This is a genomic window from Streptomyces pratensis (assembly GCF_016804005.1).
GTDB classification, from domain to species: Bacteria; Actinomycetota; Actinomycetes; order Streptomycetales; family Streptomycetaceae; genus Streptomyces; species Streptomyces pratensis_A.
Map to the genome: position 1 here is coordinate 6,382,316 of NZ_CP051486.1, position 18,685 is coordinate 6,401,000.

16 protein-coding genes are annotated in these 18,685 nt (G+C 74.0%); 12 read left to right on the forward strand and 4 right to left on the reverse strand.

The features are described from left to right. The first annotated feature begins 95 nt into the window (after positions 1–95). The 6 genes from HED23_RS26510 to HED23_RS26535 are packed head-to-tail and all read left to right on the forward strand — an operon-like array spanning position 96 to position 5,731. A complete protein-coding gene (locus HED23_RS26510; protein WP_203185894.1) occupies positions 96–1,331 on the forward strand; it encodes a substrate-binding domain-containing protein in 1,236 nt (411 codons plus the stop codon). 3 nt (positions 1,332–1,334) lie between these two features. Continuing rightward, positions 1,335–2,126: an ABC transporter ATP-binding protein gene (locus HED23_RS26515; protein ID WP_203185895.1), complete on the forward strand. Its 792-nt coding sequence runs from the start codon at positions 1,335–1,337 to the stop codon at positions 2,124–2,126. Next, entirely contained in the window at positions 2,123–2,866 is a 744-nt protein-coding gene (locus HED23_RS26520; RefSeq protein WP_203185896.1) for an ABC transporter ATP-binding protein, read from the forward strand. Before HED23_RS26515 ends, HED23_RS26520 begins: the two co-directional genes overlap by 4 nt. After that, positions 2,866–3,753: a branched-chain amino acid ABC transporter permease gene (locus HED23_RS26525; RefSeq protein WP_203185897.1), complete on the forward strand. Its 888-nt coding sequence runs from the start codon at positions 2,866–2,868 to the stop codon at positions 3,751–3,753. Before HED23_RS26520 ends, HED23_RS26525 begins: the two co-directional genes overlap by 1 nt. Then, entirely contained in the window at positions 3,750–4,844 is a 1,095-nt protein-coding gene (locus tag HED23_RS26530; RefSeq protein ID WP_203185898.1) for a branched-chain amino acid ABC transporter permease, read from the forward strand. The genes HED23_RS26525 and HED23_RS26530 overlap by 4 nt, the downstream gene beginning before the upstream one ends. Next, positions 4,841–5,731: an alpha/beta fold hydrolase gene (locus tag HED23_RS26535; RefSeq protein WP_203185899.1), complete on the forward strand. Its 891-nt coding sequence runs from the start codon at positions 4,841–4,843 to the stop codon at positions 5,729–5,731. Before HED23_RS26530 ends, HED23_RS26535 begins: the two co-directional genes overlap by 4 nt. 101 nt (positions 5,732–5,832) lie before the next feature. On the opposite strand, the gene HED23_RS26540 is transcribed toward HED23_RS26535, so the two are convergent. Further along, on the reverse strand, positions 5,833–7,803 hold the full coding sequence (locus HED23_RS26540) for a helix-turn-helix domain-containing protein (protein ID WP_203185900.1): 1,971 nt from the start codon (positions 7,801–7,803) through the stop codon (positions 5,833–5,835). Between the two features lie 41 nt (positions 7,804–7,844). Next, positions 7,845–8,621: a 3-hydroxybutyrate dehydrogenase gene (locus HED23_RS26545; RefSeq protein ID WP_203185901.1), complete on the reverse strand. Its 777-nt coding sequence runs from the start codon at positions 8,619–8,621 to the stop codon at positions 7,845–7,847. Positions 8,622–8,875: 254 nt separating this feature from the next. On the opposite strand from HED23_RS26545, the gene HED23_RS26550 reads away from it, so the two are divergent. Next, entirely contained in the window at positions 8,876–10,366 is a 1,491-nt protein-coding gene (locus HED23_RS26550) for an alpha/beta hydrolase family esterase (RefSeq protein WP_203185902.1), read from the forward strand. Here the strand turns inward: HED23_RS26550 and HED23_RS26555 are convergent. After that, the gene (locus HED23_RS26555; RefSeq protein ID WP_203185903.1) at positions 10,348–10,809 is read right to left on the reverse strand and encodes a hypothetical protein; all 462 of its coding nucleotides are present in this window, start codon (positions 10,807–10,809) and stop codon (positions 10,348–10,350) included. The two genes, HED23_RS26550 and HED23_RS26555, sit on opposite strands and share 19 nt — an antisense overlap. A gap of 317 nt (positions 10,810–11,126) precedes the next feature. Between HED23_RS26555 and HED23_RS26560 the strand changes: the two genes are divergently transcribed. Genes HED23_RS26560 through HED23_RS26580 form a run of 5 tightly spaced genes read left to right on the forward strand, consistent with a single transcriptional unit; the run spans position 11,127 to position 16,741 of the window. Continuing rightward, positions 11,127–12,380, forward strand: a complete 1,254-nt coding sequence (locus HED23_RS26560; protein WP_203185904.1) for a prenyltransferase/squalene oxidase repeat-containing protein — start codon at positions 11,127–11,129, stop codon at positions 12,378–12,380. Continuing rightward, positions 12,377–13,054: an SCO2322 family protein gene (locus HED23_RS26565; RefSeq protein WP_203185905.1), complete on the forward strand. Its 678-nt coding sequence runs from the start codon at positions 12,377–12,379 to the stop codon at positions 13,052–13,054. The genes HED23_RS26560 and HED23_RS26565 overlap by 4 nt, the downstream gene beginning before the upstream one ends. Then, entirely contained in the window at positions 13,051–14,196 is a 1,146-nt protein-coding gene (locus tag HED23_RS26570; protein WP_203185906.1) for an energy-coupling factor transporter transmembrane protein EcfT, read from the forward strand. The genes HED23_RS26565 and HED23_RS26570 overlap by 4 nt, the downstream gene beginning before the upstream one ends. Next, a complete protein-coding gene (locus HED23_RS26575) occupies positions 14,193–15,908 on the forward strand; it encodes an ABC transporter ATP-binding protein (RefSeq protein WP_203185907.1) in 1,716 nt (571 codons plus the stop codon). Before HED23_RS26570 ends, HED23_RS26575 begins: the two co-directional genes overlap by 4 nt. Beyond that, positions 15,905–16,741, forward strand: coding sequence for an ECF transporter S component (locus HED23_RS26580; RefSeq protein WP_203185908.1), 837 nt, complete (start codon positions 15,905–15,907; stop codon positions 16,739–16,741). Before HED23_RS26575 ends, HED23_RS26580 begins: the two co-directional genes overlap by 4 nt. Here HED23_RS26580 and HED23_RS26585 read toward each other — a convergent pair whose 3' ends face one another. Next, entirely contained in the window at positions 16,742–18,676 is a 1,935-nt protein-coding gene (locus HED23_RS26585) for a bifunctional sugar phosphate isomerase/epimerase/4-hydroxyphenylpyruvate dioxygenase family protein (RefSeq protein ID WP_203185909.1), read from the reverse strand. Positions 18,677–18,685 lie beyond the last annotated feature (9 nt).

Below are 18,685 nucleotides of genomic sequence, written 5' to 3' on the forward strand. Positions count from 1 at the left end.
CGCACAGGTGAGGTTCCCTGCACCATGTCGACGGCGCCACGGTGTTCGTACGGTTCGGCCGACATCACCCGAACCCTGCCGAGGAGCCGGTCACCATGCGTCGCAGAGCCGTAGGCACCGTCCAGAGAAGAACCCTGACCACGGCCGTGCTCGGCGCCGCCGGCCTGCTCCTGGTGGGATGCACCGCCGCCGGACAGGCGGGCAGCGACTCCGGCTCCGGCAAGGACGGGGAGGAGGCCGTGAAGGTGGGCCTCGTCTACTCCCGCACGGGACTGCTGGCCGCGTACGGGAAGCAGTACCGCGACGGCTTCATGGCGGGCCTCGACCACGCGACGAAGGGCACAGGGAAGGCGGGCGGCCATCCGATCGAGGTGACCGAGCACGACGACGCGGGCGACCCGGGCAAGGCGGTCTCGGCCGCGAAGAACCTGATCGGCAAGGGCTACAAGGTGCTGGCCGGCACCACGGACTCCGGCGTCGCGCTCCAGATGGCCCCGCTGGCCGCCCAGAACAAGGTGCTGTACGTCAACGGCCCGGCCGCCACGGACGCGGTGACCGGGATCAACTCGTACACCTTCCGGTCCGGCAGGCAGTCCTACCAGGACATCCTCACCGCGGGCACCATGCTCGGGGACCCGAAGGGCAAGAAGGTCACCGTGCTCGCGCAGGACTCCACCTTCGGCCAGGCCAACGTCGCCGCCGTCAAGGCGGTCCTGGGGGCACAGGGCGCGACGGTGGGCTCCGTCCTGGCGCCGCCCAGCGCCACCGACCTGACACCCTTCGCCCGGCAGGTCAAGGCGGGCGGCCCCGACCTGGTCTTCGTCGCCTGGGCCGGCGCGACCGCCCCCGCCCTGTGGACCGCGCTGGACCAGCAGGGCGTGCTGAGCGCGGGCAAGGTGGTCACGGGTCTGGCCGGGACGGCGTCGTACCCGGTGTTCGGGGCGGCCGGGGCGAAGGTCTCGTTCCTCGCGCACTACTTCCCCGGCGCGGGCGGTGACAACACCGTGGAGAAGGCCATGCTCGCCGGTGTCGAGAAGGCGGGCGGCACGCCCGACCTGTTCAGCACCGACGGTTTCACGGCGGCGCAGATGATCGTGCGTGCCGTCGAGGAGGGCAGTGCCACCGACACCGCCGCCATGGTGAAGGCCCTGGAGGGCTGGACCTTCGACGGGGTGAAGGGCAGGCAGCAGATCCGCGCCGAGGACCACGCGCTGGTGCAGCCGATGTTCGTGGCGAAGCTCAACGGCTCGGGAGCCGCGGCGAAGCCCGAGCTGGTGAGCACACAGCCGATGGACGCGGTGGCCCCGCCCGCGAAGCCGTCGGAGGGCTGACCCGTGACCGCGTCCGGCACCGCCACAGCGCGGGACGAGGGGGCGCGTGCGAGCGCTCCGGTGCTTCGACTGGACGGACTCGGCTGGCGGGTGGGCGGGGCGGCCATCGTCGAGGACGTCACGCTCGACGTCCGGGAGGGCGAGTTCCTCGCCTTCATCGGGCCCAACGGGGCGGGCAAGACGTCCCTGTTCAACCTGATCAGCGGGATCGTCCCGCCCTCCACGGGCACCCTCGCCCTGGACGGCTCGGACCTGACGGGCCTGCCCGTGCACACCCGCGCGCGGCGCGGGATCGGGCGGACGTTCCAGACCTCCAGCCTGTGGCCGCAGATGACCGTGGCCGAACACGTCCGGCTGGCCGCGCAGGCCAGGAACGGCGGTTCGCACCGGCTCTGGAGGCGCGCTTCCCCGTACGCCGCCGAGGTGAACGGCGTGCTGGAGCGCACCGGCCTCGGGCATCGCGCCGGGGCCACGGCTGCCGCGCTCTCCCACGGCGAGAAACGCAAGCTGGAGCTCGCGGTGCTGCTGGTGGGCGATCCCCGGATCATGCTGCTCGACGAACCGATGGCGGGGGTGAGCGCCGAGGAGGTCCCCGCCCTCACCGAACTGATCCGCGCGCTGCACCGCGAGGAGGGCCGCACCGTGCTCATGGTCGAGCACCACATGGACGTCCTCCTGGGACTCGCGGACCGGCTGGCCGTGATGCACCACGGCCGCCTGCTCGCTCTGGACACGCCGGGCGCGGTGACCGCCGACCCGGTCGTCCAGCAGGCCTACCTCGGGGAGGGACTGTGAGCACGCCTCCGCTGCTCGTCGTGCGGGACCTGCGCGTCCTCATCGGCGCCCGGCACATCCTTCACGGGGTCGACCTCGACGTGGCCCGCCAGGGTGTGACCGCGCTGCTCGGCCGCAACGGCGCCGGCAAGACCACGACCGTACGCGGCGTACTCGGCCTCGTGCCGCGCACCGGGAGCGTGCTCCTCGACGGTGAGGAGACCGTGGGTCTGCCCACCCACACCCTGGTCCGCCGGGGCGTCGGATACGCCCCCGAGGACCGGGGGATCTTCGCCGGACTCACCGTCGCGGAGAACCTGCGCCTGGCCGAACGCCGGGGCGCGGACGGGCCCGCGTACGGACTGGTCCATGAACTCTTCCCCGAACTCAAGCGCAGGGACAGGCAGTTGGCCGGCACCCTGTCCGGCGGCCAGCAGCAGATGGTGGCGATCGGCCGCACCCTGCTCAACGGCAACCGGCTGATCATCGCCGACGAGCCCACGAAGGGCCTGGCACCCAAGGTCGTCACAGAGGTCACCCAGGTCCTGGAGCGCGCCGCGGAGGCGGTGCCCGTCCTGCTCGTCGAGCAGAACCTCGCCGTCGTACGCCGGCTCGCCCGGCACTGCGCGGTGCTCGCCGACGGACGGACGGCCCACCAGGGCGAGGCCGCGGCGCTGCTGGGCGACGCGGAGGCCACCAGACGGCTGCTCGGCGTGGGCCAGGGCCCCCTCGCCCCGACCACCGCGGAGGCGGATTCCTGATGTCCACCATCGTGCTGCTCACCATGACCGGGCTCGGTCTGGGGGCGCTCTACTTCCTCATCGCGTCCGGCCTCTCACTGATCTTCGGCCTGATGGACGTGCTCAACTTCGCCCACGGCGCGCTGCTCTCCATCGGCGCGTACGGCACCTGGTGGGCGGCGTCCGGCCATCTGCCCGGAGCCGGCCCGGGCGGCTGGGGCTTCGCACTGGCGGTCCTGTTCGGTACGGCGGTGGGCACGCTGGCCGCCGTGGTGCTGGAACTGGCCGTCGTACGGCCCCTGTACACCCGGCCCCGGGAACAGGTGCTCGCGACCGTCGGCGTGGGGCTGGCCGTGCCCGCCCTGCTGTCGGGTATCTGGGGTTCCGACGCCCGGACCTTCCCCGGCCCGGAGGCACTGTCGGGCACCTTCGGGCTGCTGGGTGCGGACGTGCCGGTCAACCGGCTGGTACTCGTCGCCGCGGCGGTCGTCGTCCTGGTCGCGCTGCGGCTGTTCCTCGGCCGGACCCGGCACGGCCTGGTCGTGCGCGCCGGGGTCGAGGACCGGGCGATGGTGACGGCGCTCGGCATCGACGTCCGCAAGGCGTTCACGCTGGTCTTCGCGATCGGCGGCTGCGCGGCGGCCCTCGGCGGGGCGCTCGGCGGCCTGTACTTCGGCTCGGTCGACCCCCGGCAGGGCACCTCGCTGCTGATCTTCGCGTTCGTCGTCGTGGTCACGGGCGGCATGGGGTCGGTGACCGGCGCGGCCGTGGCGGCCGTGGTCATCGGGCTGGTCCAGCAGTTCGCCAACTACTACACCGCGGCGGGCCTCGGCGACCTGGCGGTCGTCGTCCTGCTCGCCGCGCTGCTGCTCGTCCGCCCGCGCGGACTGACCGGGAGGCTCGCGTGAGCACCGCCACCACACCCGCACCCGCACCCGCGGCCGTGAAGACGGCTCCCGGGCGCGACAGGGCCCGGCTGCTGCGCTGGTGGCCGGCCGCCGTCCTCGGGCTCCTCATCGTCGCGCCGTACAGCGCCCTGCCCCTCCCCGGCCTGCTGGACGGCCCCGTGGGAAGCCCCGGCAGCCTGCAACTCCTGGCGACCTGCCTGCTGTTCGGCGCCCTCGCCACCGGCTACGACCTGCTGCTCGGCCGTACCGGGCTGCTGTCCTTCGGGCACGCCCTGTACTTCGCGGCGGGCAGTTACGCCACGAACATGTTCCTGCTGGAGGCGGGGCTGCCGTTCGCCGTCGCCGCGGTCCTCGGCCTGTGCTTCGGCACCGCGCTCGCCCTGGTGCTGGGCTCGGTCAGCCTGCGGGTCACCGGGATCGGCTTCTCCATGGTGACGCTCGCCTTCGCCCAGGCCGGCTCGATCCTCGTGTCCCGCAACCCGGGCGGCTTCACCGGCGGCGAGGAGGGCCGGGCCGCTCCTGCGGAACTGCTGCCGTCGTGGCTGGTCGGCATCGACCACACCGCGAATCTGTACTGGATCGCGCTCGCCTACCTCGTCCTCACCCTCGGAGTCGTCCGCTGGGCGGTGCGCTCCCCCACCGGCCGGGTCTGGGAGGGCATCAAGGAGAACGAACGCCGGGTGGAGGTGCTGGGCCTGAAGCCGTACGGGTTCAAGCTGACGGCCTTCGTCCTCGCCGGGGCGCTGGCGGCGGTGGGCGGACTCGTCCACCTGCTGCTCACCGGCGGCTCCACGCCCCAGACGACGACGTCGGACTTCACCCTGTCGCTGCTCGTGATGGTGGTGCTGGGCGGATCGGGCACCCGATGGGGTCCGATGGTCGGCGGCATCCTCTACACCTGGGCCGACCACCGGCTCGGCGACCTCGCCGGATCCGGAGCGGTCGCCGATCTGCCCGCGGTCCTGCGCGTGCCGCTCTCCCAGCCGCTGTTCCTGCTCGGGGTGCTGTTCGTGGCCGTGGTACACCTGCTGCCGGGCGGCCTGGCCCGGCTGCCGTCACGTCTGCGCGGCAACCGCGAGGAGAAACGATGAGCCCGTACGAGGAGATGCGCGTCCCCGTCACCGGCGGCGAACTGGCCGCGCTGCGCTGGCCGGCCCGCGATCCCGGCGCGCCGGCGGTGGTGGCTCTGCACGGCATCACGGCCAACGCGCTCTCGTGGGGGCCGGTGGCCCGCATGCTCGCCGGCCGGGCCACGCTGGTCGCACCGGATCTGCGCGGCCGGGCCGGCAGCGCCGGGCTGCCGGGCCCGTACGGCATCGCCGCCCACGCGGACGACGCGGCCGCGCTGACCGAGGCGCTCGGCCAGGACCGGGTGGTGCTGGCGGGCCACTCGATGGGGGCGTTCGTGGCGGCGCTCGCGGCCGTACGGCATCCGGGGCGCTTCGGTCCTCTGGTCCTCGTCGACGGCGGATTCGGCTTCCCCGCGCCCACGCATCTGTCCGCGGACGAGCTGATGACGGCGGTGATCGGGCCCGCCATGGACCGGCTGTCGATGACGTTCCACGACCGGGACGCCTACCGGTCGTTCTGGCAGGCCCACCCGGCGTTCGGGGGCGGAGCCTGGTCGCCGGAGGTGGACGCCTACATCCAGCGCGACCTGACGGGTGAGGAGCCCGCGATGCGCTCCGGGTGCAGGCTGGAGGCGGTCCGTACCGACGGGGTGGGCCTGTTCCAGGACGAGGTGCTCGCAGCCGTACGTGAACTCCCTGAGCCCGCGACGCTGTTGTGGGCTCAGCGGGGCCTGATGAACGAGGAGCAGGGGCTGTACGACGAGTCGCGGCTCGCTGCGGCGGGCCAGCCAGGCACGAAGGTCAGGGCGGTGCGCGTCGAGGACGTCAACCACTACACGGTGCTGACGGGCGACAAGGGGGCCGGCGAGGTCGCGGGCGCCCTGCTGCGGGCGGCCGTCCCGCGCTGAGGACGTCGGGCGGCCGTCCCGCGCCCAGGGCGTCGGGCGGCCGTCCCGCGCTGAGGACGTCGGGCGGCCGTCCCGCGCCCAGGGCGTCGGGCGGCCGGGGCTCATCCGTCCCGGCCGCCCGCAAGCAGGTGGAGCCGCAGCGCAAGCTGGAGTTCAAGCGCCCGGTCGGGCTCGTTCCAGTCACGGCCCAGCAGCACCTGGATCCGGTCGAGGCGCTGCACCACCGTGTTCACGTGCACGTGCAGCTCGTCCTTGGCCCGGATCAGGCTGCCGCCCGCGCCGAAGTACGCCCGCAGGGTCCGCACGAGATGGGTCCCGCGCCGTTCGTCGTAGTCCAGCAACGGGCCCAGCACCGCGGTCACGAAGCCGTCCACGTCCTTCGCGTTGCCCAGCACGACGCCCAGGAAGCCGAGTTCGTCGACGCAGGCCCCTTCTCCCTCGCGGCCCAGCACCCGCATGGCACGCAGGCAGCGCGCGGCCTCCGCGTAGGCGGCGGCGAGCTCGCGGGCGCCGGCCGCAGGCCCCGTACCGGCGACGGTGACGGGAGCCTGGACGAGGTGGCCGAGTTGCGCGGCCGCCGCGCGTGCGGCGTCGCCCGGGGGCGTACCTCCGCCGTCGCATCCGATCAGCAGCACGATCGTGCCCGCGTGTTCGGCGCTCACCCCGTGGATGTCCCCGCCGAACAGGTACCGCATCGCCGCGCCGCCGAGTTTCTCCCGGGCCGCCGCCTCCGCCACCAGCAGCAGGTGCGGCCGGTCCAGGTCGATGCCCAGCCTCCGGCCCCGTTCGGCCAGCCCCGCCGGATCGCGCTCCGGGTCGCCGAGCAGATCGCTGATCAGCTCGCCCCGTATCCGGTTCTCGGTCTCGGCGACCGTGCGGCGCAGCAGGAGGAGCAGTCCGGTGACGACGGCGGCGCGTTCGAAGAGCCGCCGGTCGGAGTCGTCGAGCCGGGCCGCGCGGTGCAGCACCAGGCTCGCGAGGAGCTCCTGCCCGGCGAGCACGGCGCAGATCCACCGGCCGTCGCGGTGCACGGCGCGCGCCCCGTGGCGGGACTCCTCGGCGGCACCGGCGAGCCAGTGGGCGTCCATGCTGTCGGCGGCGCAGCCGCTGCCGTCGGGCCGTACGGCCGCCAGCGGGCGCCCTCCGGGGTCGTGGATGGTCAGGGGACTGTCGAGCAGCCCGGCGACGGACACGGCGACGTCCTTGACGTCGCCGCCGCGCAGCACCAGGTCGGTGAGCCGGTCATGGGCCTCCTCCGCGCGCCGCATGGCGGCGGAGTGCGCGCGTACGGCGGCGTTCGCCTCGGCCAGTTCCGCGTTCGCGCCGGCGAGTTCCGCGAGGGCGGTGCGGGTGTCGTCCAGGGCCCGGGCGGTGTCGATCGCGATGGCGGCGTGCGCGGCGAGCGAGCAGAGCAGAGCCACCTCGTCGGGGCTGAAGACCCGCGCGGCGCGGTCGGCGGCGAACAGGACCCCGATGACCTTGCCGCCCCTGCTGGAGCCGAGCAGCAGGGGCACTCCCAGGATCGCGACCAGCCCTTCGTCCAGCACACCGGCGTTGATGTTGCGGGTGTGCCGGAAGCGTTCGTCGGTGCGGTAGTCGGGGGTCGCGTACGGGCTCGCGGTCTGCGCCACCAGTCCGCCGAGCCCTTCGCCCAGTTCGAGCCGGAGCCGCTGGAAGAGCAGGGACACCGACCCGTCCGTCACCCTCATGTAGGTGTCGCCGGCCTCCTCGTCGGGGAGCGTGAGATAGGCGGTGTCGGTGCCCAGCAGCATCCTGGCCCGCCGCACGATCGCCTTCAGCACGTCGTCCAGGTCGCGGGAGGCCGCCAGGTCGCCCGCCGTGTCGAAGAGGGCGGTGAGCTGGAGTTCCCTGCGCCGGTGCTGGCGCAGGGCGCCCCTGATCCGCAGGGCGGTGGCGGCCGCCCGTTCCACCTCGGCCAGTTCGGCCGCGGGCACACCCGCGGCCCTGGCGGCCGAGGTGACGGCGCCCAGTTCCTCGGCGGGGGCGTCGTCGGCCAGCAGATCGAGGAGGCGTGCCAGCAGGGGGGCGGCGGACGGGGACGGTTCAGACATGGGCGGCCATCGTTCTTCCGGCTTCCGGGTGCGGTCGGGGGTCAGTTCGCGGTCCAGCCGCCGTCCATCGTGAGGGAGCTCCCGGTGATGTGCGATGTGCCGGGCCCGCACAGCCACAGGACGGTACCCGCCACGTCACCGGGCTCGATCAGCGACTTGAGCGCGCTGCGTTCCAGCAGCACCCGGCCGACCACCTCCTGCTCGGAGATCCCGTGGCTGCGGGCCTGGTCGGCGATCTGGTCCTCGACCAGGGGTGTGCGGACGTAGCCGGGGCTGACGCAGTTGCTCGTCACGCCGTGCGGCGCCGCTTCGAGTGCGACCACTTTGCTGAGCCCCTCCAGTGCGTGCTTGGCCGATACGTAGGCCGACTTGTAAGGACTGGCGCGCAGCCCGTGTACGGACGAGATGTTGACGACGCGCCCCCAGCCGCGTTCGTACATGCCGGGGAGCGTGCGACGCAAGATGCGGAACGGCGCTTCCACCATCACACGGTGGATCAGCGCGAAGCGGTCCGGCGGGAACTCGTGCACGGGCGCCACGTGCTGGAGCCCCGCGTTGTTGACCACGATGTCCGCGTCGGCGGGCAGCCCGTCCACGGCCTCCGCCACGGAGAGGTCGGCCACCCAGGCGGTCCCGCCGATGCGCTCGGCGAGGCTCTTGGCGGCGTCGCCCGCCTTGTCGACGACGTGCACATGGGCGCCGGCGGCGGCGAGTGCCTCCGCGCAGGCCAGTCCGATGCCGCTCGCCGCACCGGTGACCAGGGCGGTGCGTCCGGCGAGGGCGAGGGGGTCGTGCCGAGGGGACCTGGAAGTCTGCATGGGCGTCACCGTAAGTACGTCGCCGCCCGCATCACACGGGGTCGGTGCACACACCCCGGTGCGGCCGCATGGTGGCGGCCTACATGGTGCGCCCGGGAGGCGTGGCGCGTGCCCGGCGGGCAGGTGGTGGACGCAAGAGGAGCGCCGCACACAGCGGTGGGCGGCGGATGTCCGCCTGCCACATGGGCGGCCACGCCCCCGGGTCGTAGGTTCCGGCACCAGTCCGACCGCACGTCCGACAAGGAGGCCCCACCGTGCGCCCACCGATCCTGCGACGCCTGCTCCACCGCGTCGCCTCCGTCACCGTCTGCGGCTTGCTCGCCCTTCTCGCCGCCCATCCGGCCCCGGCCGTCGCGGCACCCAGGGCGCAGGCGGCCGCCGGGCTCCAGCAGGTCACCGGCTTCGGCTCGAACCCCGGCAACCTCCAGATGTTCGCCTACACCCCGGACGGCGTCCCGGCGGGGGCGCCCCTGGTGGTCGCCCTGCACGGCTGTACGCAGTCGGCCGCCGCGTACTACACCAACTCGGGCTGGACCGGGTACGCCGACCTCTGGGGCTTCGACGTCGTCTTCCCGCAGACGACGTCGGCGAACAACCCGCTCTCCTGCTTCGGCTGGTTCGACCCGGCCGAGAGCACCCGGGGCCGGGGCGAGGCGGCGTCCGTCGTGCAGATGGTCGAGTACGCGAAGCAGACGTACGGCTCCGACGGCCGCCGGGTGTACGTCACGGGCCTGTCGGCGGGCGGCGGGATGACCGCCGACCTGCTGGCCGCCTACCCGGACGTCTTCGCGGGCGGGTCCGTGGCCTCCGGCCTTCCCGCGCAGTGCGCCACGAGCCAGGCCGCCGCGTCCGGCTGCCAGACGGGCCCGCAGAAGCTGTCGCCCGCCCAGTGGGGCGACAAGGTCCGCTCCTCCTACCCGGGCTGGACCGGTCCCTGGCCCCGGGTCGCGATCTGGCAGGGCACCTCCGACTACACGGTCTACCCGGCCAACGCCACGGCGCTGCGCGACCAGTGGACGGACGTCTGGGGCATCGGCCAGACCCCGTCCAGCACCCAGAGCCTGCCCGGCAACACCACCCGGAGCGTCTACGCCGACGCGTCCGGCCGGTCCGCCGTGGAGACGTTCTCGGTGTCCGGCATGGGACACGGTCTGCCGGTGAGCCCGGGGTCGGGCGCCCAGCAGTGCGGGTCGACGGCCGCGTACTTCCTGAACACCATCTGTTCGTCGTACCACACGGGTGTGTTCTGGGGGCTGGACAAGGACACGCCGGGCGGCGGGGACGGTCTGCCCGCCCCCACCGGCCTGAAGGTCACCGGCGTCACGGACAGCAGTGCCTCCCTGGCGTGGAACGCGGTCGAAGGGGCTGCCTCCTACGCGGTGTTCCGGGACGGCGCGAAGGTGACCACGACGGCCTCGACGGCCTACACGGACACGGGGCTGACCGCCGCCACCTCCTACCGCTGGTCGGTGACCGCGGCCGACTCCTCGGGTGCGGCCGGGGCGGGCTCGTCCGCCGTCACGGCGACCACCTCGGGCGGCACGGCCCCGGCCAGGTGCTTCACCGCGACGAACTACGCGCATGTGACGGCCGGCCGGGCGTACACCTCGGGCGGCCACGCCTACGCGAAGGGTTCCGCACAGGACATGGGGCTGTACAACGTGTTCGTCACCCACACCCTCCGCGAGTCACCCGCGGGCCACTTCGTGATCGCCGACTCCGGCTGTCAGGCCGGGTCCTCGTAGTCGCCCCTGACCCTCTCCGGCAGCCGGCAGCCGTCCTCGACGGCGGTGAGGGACACGGTCCGCCCCGCGTTCTCCACGGCGTAGTACCGGGCGTACAGCTTCCAGCCCCGCTTGGCGAGGGTGCGGTAGGTGACGTCCTGCTCGGCGTGGCTGGAGACGATCTCCCAGTCGTGCTGCCTCAGCCGCAGCACCGTCGCCTCGAAGGCGCCGGCGGCGTCCGCCGCCGGCGCGTGGCCCGTCCAGGGGGCCACGCACTTCTGCCAGTCGCCCTCCGGCAGTCCGGCCGAGGACGTGTCGCCCGGCGGCAGGCCCGCGAGCCTGGCGAATCCGGCTATCTCGTCGGCGACCGACCCTGTGGTGAACGGCGGGGCGGGCTCCCGGGAGGAGGCCGCCGGGACGCCCTCGCTCTCCCCGATGAGGCCGCAGCCCGCTGTCATGGCCATGCATCCCGCCGCCACGGCGGAGACGGCCGCCGTCCTTCTTCTACGCAACTCTGCTTCCCGCCCGGTCGTACCTCCCCACGGGCCCGCGCCCGTGTGACCCCCGCCGGAGTTTCGCATGGGCTCTGACCTGCTGGGAAGAGCCCTCGTCCGCGGGGTGCGGCTGTCCGCCCGGAGGGAGCCGGGAAGGCCCCGGTAGAGTGGGCTGGTCGTCATCATGCCCGTACAGGGGGAAGCCGGTGCGAATCCGGCGCCGACCCACCCCTACGCGCTCGGCTCAGCTCGAGCAGGGGAAACCCATTCGAGAGGCCCAGCCCGCCATGTCCGTACGCCGCCGCGCGGCAGCGCTCGCGATCACCGCCGTGCTCTGTGGAGCTGCCGCCCCGGTGGCGGTCGCCGCGCCGAGCCCGTCCCCCTCCTCTCCCGGCCTCCCGGAGGGGCTGTACGGCACCAAGGACCCGACGTACGACGGTGTGTGGCGCCAGTCGCTGTCCTTCCTCGCGCAGAAGATCGAGCTGGTCACGCCCGCCACGAAGTCGGTCGACTGGCTCGTCGGCCAGCAGTGCGACAGCGGGGCCTTCCCCGCCTACCGCGACGCCTCCGAGCCCTGCGACGCCAAGACGGTCGCGGACACCAACGCCACGGCGGCGGCGGTCCAGGCCGTGGTCGAGCTCGGCGTGCACCGAGAGGTCGTCGACAACGGGGTCGCCTGGCTGAAGTCCGTACAGAACGAGGACGGCGGCTGGGGCTACAACCCGGGCAGCCCGAGCGACGCCAACTCCACCGGCGTCGTGGCCGGTGCGCTCGCCCGGGCGGGTGTGCCGCTCGCCGACGTCACGAAGGCGGGCGGGAAGACGCCGTACACGGCGCTGCAGACCTTCGCGCTGCCCTGCGGTGGCCAGGACGGCGGGGCGTTCGCCTACCAGCCGGACAAGAAGGGCGGGCTCACCGCCAACGCGGACGCCACGGCGGCCGCTGTGCTCGGCTCGATGGGCAAGGGCATGGCCGCCGGGAACTACAACGCGGTGAAGGCCCCCGTCTGCACCGAGGGCACCGGCCTCACACCGGAGCAGTCGGCGCAGAACGGCGCCTCCTACCTGGCGAAGGCGCTTGCCGCCGAGGGACATCTGGAACTGCCGCCGATGCCGGGCGCCGAGGAGTCCGCGCCGCAGCCGGACTTCGGCAACACGGCGGACGCGGTCGTGGCGCTGGCGGCCTCCGGCCACAAGGACAAGGCGGCGGGCGCGGTCGCGTACCTGGAGAAGCACGCCCAGGGCTGGGCGAAGGAGGGCGGCCCCGCCGCCACCGCGCAGCTGGTGCTCGCCGCCCACGCCACCGGGACGGACGCCCGTGACTTCGGCGGCGTCGACCTCGTCAGGCAGCTCAACGCGACGGGCCCGGCGCCCGCCGCGACCGCAGTGCCCTCGCCCACCGCGACGGCGCCTTCGAAGCCCGCGGACACGAGCAGCGACGACGAGGGGCTCGGCCTCTGGTGGATCATCGGCATCGGTCTCGCCTTCGGCGCGGGCATCGGCTTCCTGCTCAGTGGACGCCGGAAGAACCAGCAGCTGTGAGGCGCCCGCCGGCCACAGCCGCGCTGCTCCTCCTCATAGGTGCCGTCCTGGCCGTGCTGGGCGCGGGGAGCGCGCAGGCGGCCGGCTACCGCTACTGGTCGTTCTGGGAGGGCGACGGCGGGAAGGACTGGACCTACGCGACGCAGGGGCCTTCCGTGGTCCGGCCGGACGACGGCGCGGTGCAGGGTTTCCGCTTCTCGGTGAGCGAGGACTCCCAGGACTCGGCGCGGCCTCGCCGCGCACCGGACTTCGGGGCCGTCTGCGCGGGCACCCCGGCGAAGGACGGCCGCAAGCGGATCGCGCTGGTCATCGACCCGGGTACGCCGGCCGACGCACCGGCCGGCGAGGAGCCGCCCGCACCGCGTACGGCCTGCGCGCAGGTGGCGCCGGACGCGAGCACGGCGGAGGCCCTCGCCTCGGTGGCGAAGCCGCTGAGGTACGACAGTTCCGCGATGCTCTGCGCAATCTCGGGCTATCCGCGGTCGGGCTGCGGTGAGCAGACCGGCGGGGACTCCGGTGCCGGGAAGTCGAGCGGTCAGGCCACGGCGCCCACCGCGGACGACGCGGACGGTGCCTCCGAGGGCGGCGGTCCGTCGGTGGGTGTGCTCACCGGCGTCGGCGCGGTGCTCGTCCTGGGTGTCGCCGCCGCGCTGCGGGCCCGTCGCCGCCGATGACCCGCTACGCCGGCCCTGCCCGGCTCCGCCATGCCCTGCGCGCCCCTGGGAGCACCCGTGGCAACGCGCTGCCGGCCGGGGCCTGGTGGCTGTGGGCGCTGGGGCTGGCGACCGCCGCGTCCCGTACGACCAACCCGATGCTGCTCGGGCTGCTGGTCGGGGTGGCCGGCTATGTGGTGGCGGCACGCCGTACGGACGCGCCGTGGGCCCGTTCGTACGGGGCGTTCATCAAGCTCGGTCTGTTCGTCGTCGCCGTACGACTGCTGTTCTCCGTCTTCCTCGGCTCCTCCGTCCCCGGTACGCACACCCTGTTCACGGTGCCCGAGGTGTCGTTGCCCGACTGGGCGCGGGGGGTCAGGATCGGCGGCCGGGTCCCCGCGGAGCAGGTGGTCTTCGCGCTGTACGAGGGCGCGAAGCTGGCCGCCCTGCTGATCTGCGTCGGTGCGGCGAACTCGCTGGCCAATCCGGCCCGGCTGCTGAAGTCCCTGCCCGGCGCCCTGTACGAGGTGGGGGTCGCGGTCGTCGTCGCGATGACGTTCGCGCCGAACATGGTCGCCGACGTGGCACGGCTGCGGACGGCCCGCCGGCTGCGCGGCCGTCCGACCGGCGGGGTCCGGGCGGTCCTCCAGATCGGGCTGCCGGTGCTGGAGGGCGCGCTGGAGCGCTCGGTGGCCGTGGCGGCGTCGATGGACGCGCGGGGGTACGGGCGCACCGCGCGGGTCCCGCCCGCCGTCCGGCGGACCACGCACGTGCTGACGCTCGGCGGACTGCTGGGCGTGTGCGCGGGGACGTACGGGCTGCTGGCGGCGCAGGGCGCGGCGCACGGGCTGCCGCTGCTGCTGGCCGGCCTGGTCGCGGCGCTGGCGGGCCTCAGGCTCGGGGGGCGCCGCTCGGTCCGTACCCGGTACCGGCCGGACCGCTGGGGTGTACGCGCCTGGCTCGTCGCGGGCTCGGGCGCGGCCGTCGCGGCGGTGATGATCTGGGCGGGCGCCGCGGACCCGGACGCCATGCGCCCGGGTGTCGTACCGCTCACGGCTCCCGTCCTCCCGCTGCTGCCCGCCGCCGCTGTGCTGATCGGGCTGCTGCCCGCCGCCGTGGCGCCTCTTCCCTCTTCCCCCTCGGACTCCAAGGAGCTCGCATGATCCGGTTCGAGCAGGTCTCGGTGCGGTACGAGGGCGCCGGGCGCCCCACGCTGTCCGAGGTGGACCTCACGATCCCCGAGGGCGAACTGGTGCTGGTCGTCGGCCCCTCCGGTGTCGGCAAGTCGACTCTGCTGGGTGCGGTGTCCGGCCTCGTGCCGCACTTCACCGGCGGGGTGCTGACGGGCCGGGTCACGGTCGGCGGCCGTGACACCCGGACGCACAAGCCGCGTGAACTCGCCGATCTGGTGGGCACCGTGGGCCAGGACCCGCTCGCCCACTTCGTGACGGACACCGTCGAGGACGAGCTGGCCTACGGCATGGAGTCGCTGGGCCTCGCCCCGGACGTGATGCGGCGCCGGGTCGAGGAGACGCTGGACCTGCTGGGTCTCGCCGAGCTGCGGGACCGGCCGATCGCCACGCTCTCCGGGGGCCAGCGGCAGCGGGTCGCGATCGGCTCGGTCCTCACCCCGCACCCAGAGGTCCTGGTCCTGGACGAGCCGACGTCCGCCCTGGACCCGGCGGCGGCCGAGGACGTGCTGGCGGTACTCCAGCGGCTGGTGCACGACCTGGGCACGACGGTGCTGATGGCCGAGCACCGGCTGGAGCGTGTGGTGCAGTACGCGGACCAGGTCCTCCTGCTGCCCGGACCCGGCGCCGCCCCCGTGATGGGCGCGCCCGCGGACATCATGGCGCTCTCGCCCGTCCGGCCGCCGGTGGTGGCCCTGGGCAAGCTGGTGGGCTGGGATCCGCTGCCGCTGTCCGTGCGCGACGCCCGGCGCCGGGCGGTGGACCTGCGGGCCCGCCTCGCCGACGTCGAACCGCCCGCGCGTGACGCCTCGGCGGCCGCCACCGTCGCCCCGCTCCCCGCTCCGCCGGCACCTCGCCCGGGTCTCCTGGCCCGGTTCCTCGGCCGTCGTCCGGACCCGGTCGCCGCGCGGCCCACGGTCCACGGCCCCGCCACCGTCGTCGAGGGGCTCGGGGTGCGGCACGGGCGGGTCCAGGCGCTGCGCGGGGTGACTCTCTCCGTCGCACCGGGCGAGACCGTGGCCCTGATGGGCCGCAACGGCGCGGGCAAGTCGACGCTGCTGTCGACCCTGGTCGGGATGGTCGAGCCGACCACGGGCTCCGTCCTCGTCGGCGGTCTGCGTCCGTCCCGTACCCCGCCGCGCGACATGGTGCGCCGGGTGGGACTGGTACCGCAGGAACCGCGCGATCTGCTGTACGCGGACACGGTCGCCGGCGAGTGCGCGGCGGCCGACTCCGACGCGGGAGCGCCTGCGGGCAGTTGCCGGGCGCTGGTCTCCGAGCTGCTGCCCGGGGTGCCCGACGACGTCCACCCCCGTGACCTCTCGGAGGGGCAGCGCCTCGCGCTCGCCCTCGCCCTGGTGCTCACCGCCCGCCCTCCTCTCCTCCTCCTGGACGAGCCGACGCGCGGACTGGACTACGCGGCGAAGGGGCGGCTCGTCGGCGTACTGCGGCGGCTGGCCGCGGAGGGCCACGCCATAGTCATGGCCACGCATGATGTGGAGCTGGCGGCGGAGCTGTCGCACCGGGTGGTGATCCTGGCCGACGGTGAGGTGGTCGCCGACGGCCCGACCCCGCAGGTCGTGGTCTCCTCCCCCGCTTTCGCCCCGCAGACCGCGAAGATCCTGGCGCCGCGGCAGTGGCTGACCGTGTCACAGGTGCGCACCGCTCTGGAGGGCCTCGCGTGAGGGCGCGGTCCGCCCGCCCGGTACGGCTCGGTCCGCACGCCGTGGCCGCGCTCGTCCTGGTCAGCGCGGTCGGACTGGTCGGGTTCGGCTGGCCGCTGCTGGCGGGGGCGGACTCCGGTCTCGCCCACGAGCAGGACGCGCCGTGGCTGTTCGCCGTGCTGCTGGTGCTGCTCGTCGGGGTCGTACTCGCGACGATCGCCGACTCCGGTCTGGACGCGAAGGCCGTCGCGATGCTGGGGGTGCTGGCCGCCGTCGGGGCGGCGCTGCGTCCGCTGGGCGCGGGGACGGCCGGCCTGGAGCCCATGTTCTTCCTGATGGTGCTGAGCGGCCGGGTGCTGGGCCCCGGCTTCGGCTTCGTGCTCGGCTCGGTGACGATGTTCGCCTCGGCGCTGCTCACGGGCGGGGTCGGGCCGTGGATGCCGTTCCAGATGCTGTCCATGGGCTGGTTCACGATGGGCGCGGGCCTGCTGCCCGGCCCGGACCGCCTGCGCGGCCGGGGCGAGCTGCTGATGCTGGCGGGCTACGGCTTCGTGGCGGCGTTCGCGTACGGCACGGTGATGAATCTGTACGGCTGGACGATCGTGCCCGGGCTCGGTTCCGGCATCTCCTTCGTCGCGGGCGACCCGCTCCACGAGAACCTGGTCCGCTTCGTCGCGTACTGCGCCGCCACCTCGCTCGGCTGGGACCTGGGCCGGGCGGTCCTGACCGTCGTACTGGTCCTGGCCGTCGGTCCCACCCTGCTGAGAGCCCTGCGCCGGGCCACGCGCCGCGCGGCGTTCGACGCCCGGGCCGCCTTCGAGGCCCGGGCCTCCTTGGACGCCCGGGCGGACTGATCATTCGGCCAGTGCGTGCTGCGCGGCGAGCCTGACGGGGGCGTTCCTGGCGCCGTATCCGTCGTATCCACCGCCGCGCTCGACGAGTTCGAAGAACACGCGGCCGGTCGTCACGGTGTAGCAGTGCCGGAACTCCCCCTTCTCGTCGCGGTCGTAGAGGATGCCCAGGTCCCGGTAGGTCTCCAACTCGCCCGGGGCGAACACGTGTTGCGCGGCCAGGTCGTCGTAGTAGTTGGCGGGGACCGGCAGCATCCGGGCGCCGGCCGCGAGGGCCCGGCGGACCGTGGAGACGAGGTCGTCCGTGACCAGGGCGATGTGCTGGGGCCTGCCTCCGCGTGCCGGATCCTCCGTGGGGGAAGCCCCCACGCCGAGGGCGATGCGCACGGTGCCGTCCTCGTTGCTGGCGGCCCGGCTGCGGAGCAGGCCGTACGGGTCGGCGAGGTCGACGCTCGCGTGCGGGCGGAGACCGAGCACGCCGCGGTGGAAGAGGGTCGCCTCGTCGAAGTGGTGCCAGGGCTGGGTCAGCGCGACATGGTCGACGCGGGTGATCCCGATGGGGGCGGGGGTGTGCGGGGCGGGCGCGAAGTCCCCGGTCCAGCCGGCGCGTACGGGGTCGCCGGTGGCGCCGGGGCTGCCGGGGCTGCCCGCGTCGTCAGGGCGGAAGGGGCGGCTGGTGGCGGTGGCGTCGGGGCGGGAGGGGCTGCCGGTGGCGCCGGGGCCGTCGGGGCTGCCGGTGGCGCCGGGGCGTTGGGTCCGCTCGGTGACGCAGAAGAAGAACTCGGTGCCGTCGGGCGCGGCCACCGCGTCCAGCGGGGCGTCCCCGGGGGTGCGGCGCCGGGGGAGGACGGGCGCGAGCAGCGACTCGGCCCGCGCGGAGGCTCCCACCGGGTCGGGGCTTTCGAGGCCCACCGCGGTGAGCGAGGGCTCCGGGCGGTGGATGCCGGTGTCGGTGTTGATCAGGATGCGGGCCTCGCCCTGTTCCCAGAGGTCCACCGGCTTGCCGGAGTGCCTGGCGGTGCGTGAGAAGCCCAGCGCGGTCAGCAGGGGCGCGATCCTGGCGGCGTCGGCCGTGGCGATCTCCACGAAGGCGAATCCGGTGGGAACGACCGGGGCCGGAGGAGCGGTCAGTCCCGCCGACTCCTGGAGGAGCGTCAGCGAGCGCCGTGCGTCGATGGCGGTGCGGCCCGCGTCCGCCTGGCGGAAGACGTCGTTGAACACCTCCAGCGAGAGGGGCCCGTCGTAGCCGGCACGGACGGCGGCGCGTACCAGCCCGGCGACGTCGAGGTCGCCCTGGCCGGGGAAGCAGCGGTGGTGGCGGCTCCACTGCAACACGTCCAGGGCCATCTGCGGGGCGTCGGCGAGCTGGAGGAAGAAGATCTTGCCGCCGGGAATGTCCTCGATCCCCGTGACGTCGGAACCCCTGGCCAGGATGTGGAAACTGTCCAGACAGACCCCGAGCGCGGGATGGTCCGCGGCCTCGACGATGCGCCAGGCGTGCTCGTAGGTGCTGACGTGGCGTCCCCACGCCAGCGCCTCGTACGCGACCCGGATGCCGGACTCCTGCGCGAGGTCGGACAGCCGGCGCAGCTGCTCGGCGGCGAGTGCGTCGTCGTCGACGGCGTACGGCGACACACTGGAGCAGACCAGGACGGTGTCCGCGCCGAGTCGCCGCATCAGCCGGAACTTGTGCTCGGCGCGCCGCAGGTTCCGGGCGAACTCGTCGGCGGGGACGGCCTCGATGTCGCGCATCGGCTGGAAGAGGTCGATGGTCAGACCGAGATCCGCCGCCCGTTCCCCGATCTCCTCGGGGCTCAGCGGACTCCCGATCAGGTCGTTCTCGAAGATCTCGACGCCGTCGAAGCCCGCGCGCGCTGCCGCCGCGAGCTTCTCGGTGAGCGTTCCGCTGAGCGAGACGGTGGCGATGGACGTACGCATGTCGGTCCT